We start from the raw sequence: 12,263 nt of genomic DNA, 5'->3' as shown, positions 1-12,263 counted from the left end.
TATGTATACCCAAAGCCCCATTAACAGCTCAGCCGGTTCAAGCCATGGCAGCAGAACGTCCTATCTGATCGGATTTGCTCTGTCCCTGGTGCTGACGATCATCCCTTTCGGCCTGGTCATGTTCCCGACACTCCCTCGCCACTTCACGGCCTGGTTGGTCATCCTGAGCGGGATCGTGCAAGTCTTCATTCACTTGAAGTACTTCCTGCATCTGGATACAGCCGCCGAGCAGCGCTGGAACCTGATTGCGTTCGTTTTTTCGCTGGTCATCATCCTGCTGCTGGTGGGGTTGTCGTTATGGATCATGGAAAGCATCCACATCAAGATGCTGGCACATTGAGTCACGCTCCCGGGCACTTGATCACCCCACTATCGCCCGTTACTTGCCAGCCCTGACAATCGACCTTCAATCATTCTCAACCTGAGGCTGCGCACGAGCAGTCGACGCGCCCCACAGAGGCTTTATTTAGCGAGACGATTTATCGACTGACCATCGAATAAACTCAAAACAAGTTGAACCTTCAATAAACATCCATCCGTCGCCCCTATAAAAGAATAAAAAAACCTTGAGCGTTTTCTCTCCTCAACATTAAACGGGCCAACGGTTCGTACTTTAACAATCATGAGGTGAGATAAAATGGCTAATACTGAAAACACCAATCCTGGAAACTTTGCCAATGACCGTGAAAAAGCCTCTGAAGCAGGCCGCAAGGGAGGCCAGGTATCGGGAGGCAACTTCGCCAATGATCCGGAACGAGCCGCCGAAGCCGGTCGCAAAGGCGGTGAGCACAGTCACGGCGGGGGCCGGCATGCCAGCGACGCCCAGGACAACGAGTCTAACGGCGGTCGCGGCGGCAACTTTGCCGAAGACCGTGAAAAGGCTTCAGAAGCGGGGAAAAAAGGTGGCCAACATAGCCACTCCGGTGGGCAGAAATCCTGAGTACGTGTAACCCGGACCAGGCCTCAGGGACATCGGGGCCTGGTCACCCTCTCGCCAACCCCTCTTTTCATCCTGATATTGAAGGGCCCATCACCTGAACGGCCGTGATGCCTTGTGCGACCCAGACAGACCGATGCGCCCGAGGAGATTCAGCATGTTTTTACACAATAAGCGCCTTCAATACACCGTACGCGTCGCGCAACCCAACCCGGGCCTTGCCAACCTGCTGCTTGAGCAGTTTGGCGGTGCCAATGGCGAGCTCGCCGCCGCCGCCCGGTACTTCACCCAGGCCCTGGCCGAAGAGGATCCAGGCCGCAAGGACCTGCTGATGGACATTGCCACAGAAGAACTGAGCCATCTGGAGATCGTCGGCTCGATTATTGTCATGCTCAACCGGGGCGCCAAGGGCCAGATGGCAGAGGGCGTCCAGGCAGAAGGCGAGCTGTATCGATCCCTCAACGGGGCCGGCAATGATTCACACATCACCAGCCTGCTCTACGGGGCCGGAGCCCCACTGGTGAATTCCGCCGGCGTGCCCTGGACGGCGGCCTACGTCGACTCCATGACGGAACCCACCGCCGACCTTCGCTCCAACATTGCTGCCGAAGCCCGCGCCAAGATCGTCTACGAGCGGTTGATGAACGTGGTCGACGACCCCGGTATCAAGGAGGCGCTCGGTTTCCTGATGACCCGGGAAATTGCTCACCAGAAGTCGTTCGAGAAAGCCCTGCACGCTATTCAACCCAACTTCCCCCAAGGCAAGCTGCCGGGTATGCCTGAGTTCGCCAATACCTATTTCAGCATGTCCAAGGGCGAGCCTGACCTGCGCGGTCCATGGAACAATGACGAGGATTTCGAGTACGTCGACAATCCTCAACCGGCGCTCGATGGTGGGGACGGTAGCGCCAGCGTGGACCTGCCCGCTGCCGACGAGGATGTGCTTGAAGCCATGAAAATTCGAACCCAGTCGGACCCGGCAGCCAACCCTCTCACCGGTGCGGATCTGGGGTCTGGACTCACTCGCAGCAAAAACCCCCTGTAAACGTCAAACGAGTGCGGCGACGGTCGCACTCTTCCAGGTGGAGGGCGCGCTGAATAATGGGTTAACCACAACTTGTGTACACCCCCTCATTCAGATACCCCAGGCAAATAACCGCACCCGAAAGAGCAAGAACGCCCTTCCATCCTCGATATCCGATGTTATTCAGCGATTCGCGGCGAACCGACTCAACCCGCCAAGTTCCCGGTTAGTTCCTCCCATCCCCCGCTTGTTTCACGACGATCCAACCACGCCTTATGAAATGACGCCAATCATTTAAAACCTATACAAAACATGTACAAGAAAAAATATCTGTACAACATTAATCCGAACAACAAACCATACACGCGTTTAAATAAAAACCCAGAGGCTAATTGATATCACGCCATTCAATTCAACCTTCAAATAATTTGAACCTCCTGCCTTGCCCGCCCGACCAACTCAAACAACAAGGAGGGAAAATGAACAATCAACTTTTCATCATCGAATACTTTCTTCACGGCGAGCAGAAGTCTTTCATCATCAGGGCACCCACAATGAATAACGCCGAGGCTTGGCATTGGGCCTGTTGTGATGCGGGCATAGGCCGTATTCCCCGATTCGCCCGAGAGCGCGTCAAACGGATCAGTAAACCGCTCGCCGAACGCTATGGCGTCGAGAACGTGAAATGGTGGCGCTCCGGCGAAGCGCCCTTTGTTCCAAAACCCTATATCCCGCCGCCACCCGACTGACCGCCTGTTGCGACAGATAGCCGGGTTGATTCCCTTCATTTGCAAGACAAGCCAGAAAAAGGAGGACTGCGATGAACCGAGTAGCGAATAACAAAAAGACCACCCAAAACCGTTGGCTCGCGGCAACCGAACGCAGCAACCGCCTGTTCAGGGAGGCGGCCCGGTTGGATGACGAAGCCTACGACCTGCTCAGCGACGGTGTCGTCACCTCGGACACACTGGAGAAATTTCGCCTCGCCAAGGAGCAGGCCGCGGCCAGGTACGCGCAAGCCCGCAAGGCCTGGGAGCAAGCCAAGAATGAGTTTCAGCTAACCCCTGAAGACGCTGGCGACAGCTGCGGCTGATCCGCAGCCGTTGCCGGCCACCGCGTTCGGGCGCCGTCAGCCCAGCGCCCCGTCAATGATCCGTGGCGTGAGCCGGTGGCCAGGGTGAAAGCCCCATCACGATGCCCTTTTGGAGAACAGTGAGGTGTTCAATGACCATGACCGTAGGCGATTTTCTGGTGCAACGCTTGTATCAATGGGGTTTTCGACGCCTCTATGGCTATCCGGGCGACGGCATCAACGGTGTCTTCGGTGCCCTCAACCGCAGCCAGGGCAAGATCGAGTTCATTCAGGCCCGGCACGAGGAAATGGCCGCCTTCATGGCCACGGCCCACGCCAAATTCACCGGCGAACCCGGCGTGTGTATCGCCACCTCAGGTCCGGGCGCTGCACACCTGCTGACGGGCCTCTATGATGCGCAGATGGATCATATGCCTGTACTGGCGATCGTTGGACAGCAGGCACGCACGGCGCTGGGCAGCCATTACCAGCAGGAATTGGATCTGGTGTCGATGTTCAAGGACGTCGCGGCCGCCTTCGTCCAGCAGGCCTCAACCCCTTCGCAGGTTCGCCACCTGGTCGACCGGGCACTGCGGATCGCCATCGGTGAGCGACGCGTCACAGCCTTGATTCTGCCCAACGATCTTCAGGACCTCGAATACGAGGAGTCAGGTCGCGCCCATGGCACCGCGCATTCCGGCTCAGGCTACAGTGCCCCGCGGGTGATCCCTCATGCGCAGGACCTGCAACGCGCGGCCGAGGTCCTGAACGCCGGGAACAAGGTGGCGATCCTGGTCGGCGCCGGCGCGTTGCAGGCCACCGAAGAGGTCATCGCCGTGGCCGAGAAGCTCGGAGCCGGCGTCGCCAAGGCGCTACTGGGCAAGGCAGCCCTGCCTGATGACCTGCCCTGGGTCACCGGCTGCATTGGCCTGCTGGGCACCGAGCCCAGCTACAAGCTGATGAACGAGTGCGACACCCTGCTGATGATCGGTTCCGGGTTTCCCTATGCCGAGTTCCTGCCCAGGGAAGGCCAGGCGCGTGCGGTGCAGATCGACCTGCGGCCCGGCATGCTCAGCCTGCGTTACCCGATGGAGGTCAATCTGCAGGGCGATGCCAGCCAGACCTTGCAGGCACTGCTGCCATTGCTTGAGCACAAGACACGCCGCCAGTGGCGCAAGAAGATCGAAAGCTGGCGCGCCAGTTGGGACAGAACCCTGGAAAAACGCGCCCTGGCCAAGGCCGATCCGATCAATCCGCAACGGGTAGTGTTCGAACTCTCGCCCCGTCTTCCCGACCACGCCATCATCACCAGCGACTCCGGCTCCTGCGCCAACTGGTTTGCCCGCGACCTGCAGATCCGCCAGGGCATGCAGTGCTCGCTGTCCGGCGGCCTGGCCTCGATGGGGGCCGCGGTGCCGTATGCCATTGCCGCCAAGTTCGCCCACCCTCGGCGCACCGTGGTGGCGCTGGTCGGCGACGGCGCCATGCAGATGAACAACATGGCCGAACTGATTACCGTGGCCAAGTATTGGCGGCAGTGGGAAAGCCCCCGCTGGATCTGCGCCATCTTCAACAATGAAGACCTGAACCAGGTGACCTGGGAACAGCGCGTGATGGAAGGCGATCCCAAGTTCGAAGCCTCGCAGGGCATTCCGGACGTGCCCTACCACCTGTTTGCGATCTCCATCGGCCTCAAGGGCATCTTCGTCGAGCGCGAAGAGGACGTCGCCGCGGCCTGGGAGCAGGCCCTGGCCGCCGACTGCCCGGTGGTCATCGAGTTCAAGACCGACCCCAACGTGCCACCGCTGCCGGCGCATATCACGCTCGAACAGGCCAGAAAAATGGCCTCGACCCTGGCCCAGGGCGATCCCGATGAAGCAGGCATCCTCTTGCAGACCGCCAAACAGGTGATGAGCAGCGTACTGCCCAAACGCAAGAGGTGATGGGTCAGGCCTTGATGGTTCGCCGGCAGGCGCTACCCGATCTGGCGGCGCTTCCCTTTGACCGTTCGACTTTCCTGCTGTGTTAACGGCGCAACGCCACAGCTTTTCCAATGCTTTTATTTGCAATCCCTGCGCCCGGTCGAAGTCGGACCTTGTATGGCAGCCGTTCTGCCAGCCGCCACCGCTCATTTTCAATCAGGAGGAACCCATGCAAACCCAAGCTCATCACGCCCCACTCGAAGCCTGCAAACGGTTCGCGCTCGAACAGAACCGGCGACTGTTCGACAGGGCCTATGCCCTTCAGCATGCCGCCTATGAACTGCTGGAGCGCCCCGACCTCGATGCGGAAACCTTCAGCCATTACCAGACGCTGAAGGCCAAGGCGCAGAGTCAGGCCAGAGAAGCCATCGAGCATCTGCAACTGGTGGACCGGGATATCGCTTGAGCCCGATCGAGGCCACCGCCCGAAGGTGGCCACCGCGCATGAATCACCGGCCTACGGCATTGCCCATGAGGTCAGACAGGAGGTAGAGCGCCAACTGAAGCCCCCCCTTATTTAAACCGGAGAACTTTCACTCATGAACTCACCACTCCAGAGCAAGCACATACTCATCATCACCTCAAACACCGGTATCGAAAGAGATGAACTGTTAAAACCGCTGCAGACCCTGCGTGAGCTGGGTGCGACGGTCACCCATGGGTCCAGCGAAGGCGGTGCGACCCAGACCTTCCTGCACGATACCGACAAGGACAGGCAGGTCGAATCCGACGCTCGATTGGCGGATCTGAACGGCGGCGGCTTCGATGCGCTGCTGATTCCCGGCGGTACCGTCAACGCCGATACGCTACGCCAGGATGGCGAGGCCCTTCGTCTGATCAACGACTTTGTCCAGGCAGGCAAGGTCGTTGCCGCCATCTGCCACGGGCCCTGGACATTGATTGACGCCGGCGTGATCGCAGGCAAAACGCTCACCTCCTACCCCAGCGTACGGACAGACCTGGTCAATGCCAAGGCTGAATGGATCGATGCCTCGGTCACGCAATGCCAGGCCAATGGCTGGACGCTGATCACCTCACGCAACCCCGGCGACCTGGACGATTTCAACCAGGCCATTGCGCAGGCGCTCGTGGCCGCCTGACGACCTCCCTGGCAGGTCATTCGGCGTCAGGCGATACAGCCGGCAACAGTCAGATGTCCCAGCGGTATCGCATTGGCTCCTACCGGACAACTCAATCCAGGCAACTTCGCATGAGTCGCCACTGAACGACCCATCGCTGAACTGCCCATCCCTGATTCTGATGGAGACGCACGTATGAAAACCTATCCTCGCCCTCCCTTTCCGTCCCAACCCCAATCCACTCCCGGCTCGCAGAAAGCCATGGATCCCTACCCCGATTGCGGGGAGCAAAGCTACCGGGGCTCCGGCCGCCTGCAAGGCAAGATTGCCTTGATTACCGGCGCCGACAGCGGCATCGGCCGCGCCGTGGCGATTGCCTTTGCGCGCGAAGGCGCCGATGTCGCCGTGGCCTACCTGGATGAACATGAAGATGCCCGGGAAACCGCGCGCTGGGTCGAACAGGCCGGTCGCCAGTGCCTGTTATTGCCCGGCGATATAGCGCAGAAAGAGCAATGCAGCGAACTGGTGGCCAAAACCGTCGAGACATTCGGGCGCATCGACGTGCTGGTCAACAATGCCGCCTACCAGATGACCCACGAGACCCTTGAGGACATTGCCGATGAGGAGTGGGTGCGAACCTTCGACATCAACATCACGGCGATCTTCCGCCTCTGCAAGGCGGCCCTGCCCCACATGGCCAGCGGCAGCTCGATCATCAATACCAGCTCGATCAACTCCGATGCGCCCAAGCCGACCCTGCTGCCCTATGCCACCACGAAGGGCGCGATTGCCAACTTCACTGCCGGGTTGGCGCAACTGCTCGGTCCCCAAGGCATTCGTGTCAACAGCGTGGCGCCCGGTCCGATATGGACACCCCTGATCGTGGCCACCATGCCGCCTGAAGAGGTCAGGAACTTCGGTCAACAGACGCCCCTCGGGCGGCCCGGCCAACCCGTGGAAGTCGCGCCGCTCTACGTGCTGCTGGCCTCTGACGAGTCCAGCTATGTCTCGGGGTCACGCTATGGCGTCACCGGCGGCAAACCGATCCTATAGGCTGGAGATACTCAATCGCTCACCCACCACCATTTCGGTGATCCAATCGATCAGAATGGAGGTATAGGCATCCTGCGCGACCTCGGTACTCAAGCTGTGGTCGGCGTCATCGATGATGCGGTGGGTGAGCGAATGGGTCTGTTGAAACGCAGCCCGGTAGCTCATGATCGTGGCATGGGGCACATGCTCATCATGCTCCGACTCGACAATCAGAACGTCTCCCCGAAACGCCGCACACGCTCTCAGGGCGCGGTTTTCAGTCGCCTGGATGTGACTCGCCCGGTACTGCATCAGATCCCTGCGATCGAGTTGGCGTTTGGCCATGTGCCAGTTTTCATCACGATAGATGGCGGGTACCCGCAGGGCCAGCCAGCGCACCTTGCGCAGCTGGCTGAGAATCGTCGCCAGGTAGCCACCATAGCTGGTGCCCACCACAGCGATCGATGAGGTATCCAGGGCGGGATGCGCCAGCAGCCGATCATACGCGGCCAACAGGTCACGCAGGTTGTCTTCACGCGTGACCTGCGCCTGTCGGCTGTCCTCTGCGCCATGCCCGCGCAGATCGAAGGTCAGGCAGATACAGCCCAGGCCGGCGATCCCCCGGGCACGCTTGAGGTCACGCTCCTGGCTCCCTCCCCAACCGTGCACGAACAACACGCCGGGGACCTTGGATCGGGGGCTCAGAAAATTGCCCGCGATGGAGTCTTCCTCGACGTTGATCCACACCGGTTCGCTGTTAGCAATCATGGTCATCGACCTGTGCATACTTGAGAATGAAATCACCCCGGCCATCAGGGCCGCGATACAGCACCCGTGCCGACTCAGGCAGCGGGCATTCGGCATGGGCCTCATGGGTGGAAGCACGAACGGCCTTCACCGCCGGGCGCTCACGAAACACCTGCAACGCTGCCAGTTCGGCCCCCGTCGCGCCGCCCACCCGCCAGGACTGCTCAAGCACGCCGAACTTCGATTCTCCCTCCCTGCCCATGCCCTGCAGCACGTCATAGTTGCGACGCGAAGCAAAGAAGCCCGGAAAGCTCAGCGCGGCGGCAGTGTCATAAACGCGCGCATACTCGATGGCCTTGCGCACTTGCGGCTCCAGGTCCCGCGCCAGCAGATCGACGTAGTCGCCACGTACCAGCAACAGGTCGGAGCCGGCGTACACCGACTCACCGTGCCGGTTCAGTACCTGGTGCTGGTGGCCGTGATAGGTCATCAGCAAACCGTCGATCAGGGTCTGTCCCACGCTGTGGGTCACGGCCTGTTCAAGGTTTTCCTCCAGGACGATGCCCTGGGCACAGGTGGGCTCATCAAGACCACTCAACCACTGCGCCAGATCGGTGCTGTCGTGCAACACCGCCTGGCCGGACCCGCCGCACGCCTGCACCTGCTTGACCCGCAAGGGCCCTGAGCGCAGCGCCTCAATAGCCGCGTGCCGGGCATCGTCCCGATCGAACACCGTCAGGCCCGCCAGCACCACGGCCCGCACCCGTTCCGCGAATTGGGGATTCCACCCCTGCGGCTGCCAGCGCGTTCGGGAAAGCAACGGGTGGGAAATCGCCTTGGTGGCCATGAAAGCGTGTTGCACATAGCCACCCAGCAGGTCCTCCACACCGCTGATGCCCAGTTCGACCCGTTCCTCACCGACCAGGGTGTGGGCAGGAACGAAATACAGCGCCTGCGCCGACCCGCGGTCCTGCGACCTGATGTCGGTGAATGACCAGCCGAGAATCTGTGCCAACCAGCGCGCCAGCGCCAGGTTGGTCTGTTCCTCATGCTCCCCGGCCCCGACACTGCCGTAGGCCACCACACACCGTTGCTTCGCCGTAACGCTCATGGGGAGGGCTCCCTTTGTTGACCCTATAGGGAAGCCGACTGACCCCGCGGATCAATAGTTCGGCCGGATCGATCAACGGAGCGTGGCCGTCGTGACGGCCTGCCGACCCGCAGGGCGCCGGCTATCCGGGGCGCACGGATTCTTCTTGAACTGCACGGCGCAAGGCCCGGTCGCAGCTACAGGGGACAGCTCGAAATCAGCCCCCTCGCGCCCGCGTGGTCCGCTCACAGTGAAGCCGACACGCGCAGGCCAGACCCGGAAGGAAGGAGGAGAACGGTGAACCAGGTCAACCCCGTACCAGGCCCAGCCAGCCTGCCACCGGCTGTCGATGCGATACATCGCCTGACGGTGCTCACCCTCAATGTGCACAAGGGCTTCAACCTGTTCAACCGGCGCTTCATCCTGCCGCAGTTGCGCGAGGCCGTACGCAGCACCGGGGCTGATCTGGTGTTTCTCCAGGAAGTGCATGGCAGCCATCGCCAACACGAGCAGCGCTACCCCGATTGGCCTTCATTGCCTCAGTACGAGTACCTGGCCGACAGCATGTGGCCGCAGTTCGCCTACGGACGCAACGCGGTGTATCCCCATGGGGATCACGGCAATGCCCTGCTCTCCAAATTTCCGATCCTGGCCTATGGCAACCGGGATGTTTCGGTCCAGGGCAACGAGCAGCGCGGGCTGCTCCACTGCACACTGGATGTGCCCGGGCATGCCCGGGTGTTCGCCATTTGCGTGCATCTGGGCCTGCGCGAAGCCCAGCGTCAGAACCAGATCGATCTGTTGTTCGATTACCTGGGGGCATTGCCCCCCGACGCGCCGGTGATCATCGCCGGGGATTTCAACGATTGGCGTCGACGCGCTGACCGCCGGCTCTGCGAGAAGTCCTGGGTCGAAGCCTTCGCCCAGCTTGAAGGTGCGCCGGCACGCAGCTTTCCTGCGCGGTTTCCCTGGCTACGCCTGGACCGGGTCTATGTGCGCAATGCTTCGCCCCTGGGCGCACGCGTACTGAGCACACGCCCCTGGTCGCACCTGTCGGACCATGCGTCGCTGGTGGTGGAGCTGGCCCTGTGAACGCCCCCTGGCTGGAAGGTAATGACGTCCGGTTGCTGATCAATGGCAACGACTATTACCGCCGTGTCTTCGACAGCATCGGCCAGGCTCGCCAACGCGTGCTGCTTGAAACCTTCATCATCCAGGACGATGCCGTGGGCAAGGCGTTGCAGCAGGTGCTCGTCGAAGCCGCTCGACGGGGCGTGCAGATCGATGTCACGGTCGATGGCTACGGTACCGCCGACCTGCCTCCCGCCTTCATCCAGGCCCTGACCTCAGCGGGGGTGCGCCTGCATGTCTTCGATCCTCAACCGCGATGGATGGGCATGCGTACCAATCTCTTTCGGCGCCTGCACCGCAAGCTTGTCGTGATTGATGGCCAGCGGGCGTTTGTCGGCGGGCTCAACTATGGCGCCGATCACCTGGACGAATCCGGCCCCATGGCCAAACAGGACTATGCGGTGGAGGTGACCGGCCCCGTCGTGGCCCAGGTGCAGGCCTGCTGTCTGCGCCTGCTGGGCCAAGAGCCACCCGAGCAGCGGGCGGCGCCCGACGGCCGTCTGCGCGGACAGGCATGGGCACGGTTGCTTGACCGTGACAACCAGCATCACACCAATACGATCGAGGAGCAGTACCTGGCAGCCCTGCAGGCCGCCCGCTTTCGCGTGCTGATCGCCAACGCCTACTTCTTTCCGGGTTACCGGTTGCTGCGAGAGCTGCGTAACGCCGCCCGGCGGGGTGTGGAGGTGACGCTGATTCTGCAGGGGCAGCCGGACCTGCGTTGGGTGCGTGCCCTCTCCAGGCTGTTGTACAACCACCTGCTACGCGATGGCGTCAGGGTATTGGAATACTGTCGTCGGCCACTGCATGGAAAGGTCGCGCTGGTGGATGATCAATGGGCCACGGTGGGTTCGAGCAACCTCGATCCGTTGAGCCTGGCCTTGAACCTGGAAGCCAATCTCTTCATTCGCGATGACGTGTTCAACAAGCACCTGCACGATCACCTTCAACAGCTCATCCGCCACGACTGCAAGCGGATCACCCTCGAGCGCATGGTCCGCGGCTTCTGGTGGAGGGCCCCGCTGATCTTCCTGTGCTTTCACTGCATCCGGCATTTTCCGACGATTGCCGGCTGGCTGCCGGCGCACAAGCAATACCTGCGCCCCCTGGCCCCCCACGCGCAGCCCATCAGTTGCCAGGAAGGAGAGCGCTGATGACGGGCAAGGCCTGGCAGGCCCGAAGCCGGCAGTGGCTGACACTGTGCTTTGTGGCGCTCGTCTGCACGCTGCTTTACTGGATGGCCCGCCACCTGGATTGGCACCAGGTCCTGCGTTCGATTCAAGGCTATGAACCCGGGACACTGCTGCTCGGTCTGGCGATGGCCCTGTTGAGCTACGCACTGGTCAGCGGTTATGACCTGCTCGCCCGCGCCTACACCGGCCACACGCTGCCGGTGCGGCATGTTCTGCCGGTGGCCTTTGTCTGTTATGCCTTCAACCTGAACTTCACCACCTGGATCGGCGGCATCGCCTTGCGTTTACGCCTCTACAAGCGCCTGGGGCTTGAAACTGCCACGGTCACGCAGATCATTACCCTGGGGATCGTCACCAACTGGATAGGTTATGCGGCCCTGGCCGGCGTGGTGTTTTCCCTGCGTCTGGTGACCTTGCCGGACAGCTGGAGCCTGGGGGCGCTCGGTTTGCAGCTCATCGGACTGACGCTGGTCGTCATCGCCGGGGGTTATCTGCTTGCCTGCGGGTGGGCCAGGCAAAGGGCCTGGGCCTGGGGCAGGTACGAGTTCACCTTACCCTCGCTGCGCCTGGCGCTGTTTCAGGTCGGGCTCGGTGCCAGCAACTGGGCGTTGATGGCGGGCCTCATGTTCCTGCTGCTCCCGGCTCCCTTGAGCTATCCCGCGGTCCTGGGGGTTCTGCTGATCAGTTGTGTCGCAGGCGTCATTACGCATATTCCCGCAGGGCTGGGTGTGCTGGAGGCGGTTTTTCTCGCCCTGCTCCACGACCAGCTTGACCAGGGCCCGCTGGTGGCCGCACTGCTGGGTTATCGAACGCTCTACTACCTCATCCCCCTGTTGCTCGCGGGCGCCAGCTACCTGGTACTGGAAAAGCGTGCCAAAGCCATGCGCCAATCGGCCAACGAGAGTCCTGGAGGGTAACGCCTGGAACCCTGGCCGAGCTTTTCCGTACTGTCGTTCAACCGAGGCCTGAGCCCTTG

Annotated in this window: 14 protein-coding genes; 12 read left to right on the top strand and 2 right to left on the bottom strand. The window is 61.3% G+C overall.

Annotated elements, in window-relative coordinates; translation table 11 throughout:
• Position 1: 1 nt before the first annotated feature.
• The 9 genes from cyoD to ACZ5KU_RS11300 all read left to right on the top strand — a co-directional run bounded on the left by cyoD (position 2) and on the right by ACZ5KU_RS11300 (position 7,147).
• Complete coding sequence (cyoD, locus tag ACZ5KU_RS11340; RefSeq protein ID WP_054056904.1) at positions 2-340, top strand: cytochrome o ubiquinol oxidase subunit IV; 339 nt, start codon at positions 2-4, stop codon at positions 338-340.
• 297 nt (positions 341-637) lie between these two features.
• Entirely contained in the window at positions 638-940 is a 303-nt protein-coding gene (locus tag ACZ5KU_RS11335; RefSeq protein WP_081005884.1) for a con-10 family general stress protein, read from the top strand.
• Between the two features lie 154 nt (positions 941-1,094).
• Positions 1,095-1,982 carry a manganese catalase family protein gene (locus ACZ5KU_RS11330; RefSeq protein WP_464737160.1) on the top strand — a complete coding sequence of 296 codons (888 nt, stop codon included), beginning with the start codon at positions 1,095-1,097 and terminating at the stop codon, positions 1,980-1,982.
• Positions 1,983-2,440: 458 nt separating this feature from the next.
• Positions 2,441-2,710 (top strand): DUF6555 family protein, encoded by a 270-nt coding sequence (locus ACZ5KU_RS11325; protein ID WP_054056907.1) that lies wholly within the window; start codon positions 2,441-2,443, stop codon positions 2,708-2,710.
• 71 nt (positions 2,711-2,781) lie between these two features.
• Positions 2,782-3,054: a hypothetical protein gene (locus ACZ5KU_RS11320; RefSeq protein ID WP_054056908.1), complete on the top strand. Its 273-nt coding sequence runs from the start codon at positions 2,782-2,784 to the stop codon at positions 3,052-3,054.
• Positions 3,055-3,185: 131 nt separating this feature from the next.
• Positions 3,186-4,976: a thiamine pyrophosphate-requiring protein gene (locus tag ACZ5KU_RS11315; RefSeq protein WP_464737159.1), complete on the top strand. Its 1,791-nt coding sequence runs from the start codon at positions 3,186-3,188 to the stop codon at positions 4,974-4,976.
• 208 nt (positions 4,977-5,184) lie between these two features.
• Positions 5,185-5,421 (top strand): hypothetical protein, encoded by a 237-nt coding sequence (locus ACZ5KU_RS11310; protein ID WP_054056910.1) that lies wholly within the window; start codon positions 5,185-5,187, stop codon positions 5,419-5,421.
• A 133-nt stretch (positions 5,422-5,554) separates the two neighbouring features.
• Entirely contained in the window at positions 5,555-6,115 is a 561-nt protein-coding gene (locus ACZ5KU_RS11305; RefSeq protein WP_054056911.1) for a type 1 glutamine amidotransferase domain-containing protein, read from the top strand.
• 174 nt (positions 6,116-6,289) lie between these two features.
• On the top strand, positions 6,290-7,147 hold the full coding sequence (locus ACZ5KU_RS11300; protein ID WP_054056912.1) for an SDR family oxidoreductase: 858 nt from the start codon (positions 6,290-6,292) through the stop codon (positions 7,145-7,147).
• Here ACZ5KU_RS11300 and ACZ5KU_RS11295 read toward each other — a convergent pair.
• Positions 7,142-7,894: an alpha/beta hydrolase family protein gene (locus ACZ5KU_RS11295; protein WP_054056931.1), complete on the bottom strand. Its 753-nt coding sequence runs from the start codon at positions 7,892-7,894 to the stop codon at positions 7,142-7,144. The two genes, ACZ5KU_RS11300 and ACZ5KU_RS11295, sit on opposite strands and share 6 nt — an antisense overlap.
• Positions 7,884-8,984, bottom strand: a complete 1,101-nt coding sequence (locus ACZ5KU_RS11290) for a DUF3182 family protein (protein WP_054056913.1) — start codon at positions 8,982-8,984, stop codon at positions 7,884-7,886. Before ACZ5KU_RS11290 ends, ACZ5KU_RS11295 begins: the two co-directional genes overlap by 11 nt.
• 276 nt (positions 8,985-9,260) lie before the next feature.
• Between ACZ5KU_RS11290 and ACZ5KU_RS11285 the strand changes: the two genes are divergently transcribed.
• Genes ACZ5KU_RS11285 through ACZ5KU_RS11275 form a run of 3 tightly spaced genes read left to right on the top strand, consistent with a single transcriptional unit; the run spans position 9,261 to position 12,204 of the window.
• The gene (locus ACZ5KU_RS11285; RefSeq protein WP_054056914.1) at positions 9,261-10,055 is read left to right on the top strand and encodes an endonuclease/exonuclease/phosphatase family protein; all 795 of its coding nucleotides are present in this window, start codon (positions 9,261-9,263) and stop codon (positions 10,053-10,055) included.
• Positions 10,052-11,248 carry a cardiolipin synthase ClsB gene (gene clsB / locus ACZ5KU_RS11280; protein WP_054056915.1) on the top strand — a complete coding sequence of 399 codons (1,197 nt, stop codon included), beginning with the start codon at positions 10,052-10,054 and terminating at the stop codon, positions 11,246-11,248. The genes ACZ5KU_RS11285 and clsB overlap by 4 nt, the downstream gene beginning before the upstream one ends.
• Entirely contained in the window at positions 11,248-12,204 is a 957-nt protein-coding gene (locus ACZ5KU_RS11275) for a lysylphosphatidylglycerol synthase domain-containing protein (RefSeq protein WP_054056916.1), read from the top strand. The genes clsB and ACZ5KU_RS11275 overlap by 1 nt, the downstream gene beginning before the upstream one ends.
• The last annotated feature ends 59 nt before the right edge of the window (positions 12,205-12,263 follow it).

The sequence above is a fragment of the Pseudomonas sp. Tof1 genome, assembly GCF_055390395.1.
This window is presented reverse-complemented; position numbering and strand designations above follow the sequence as displayed.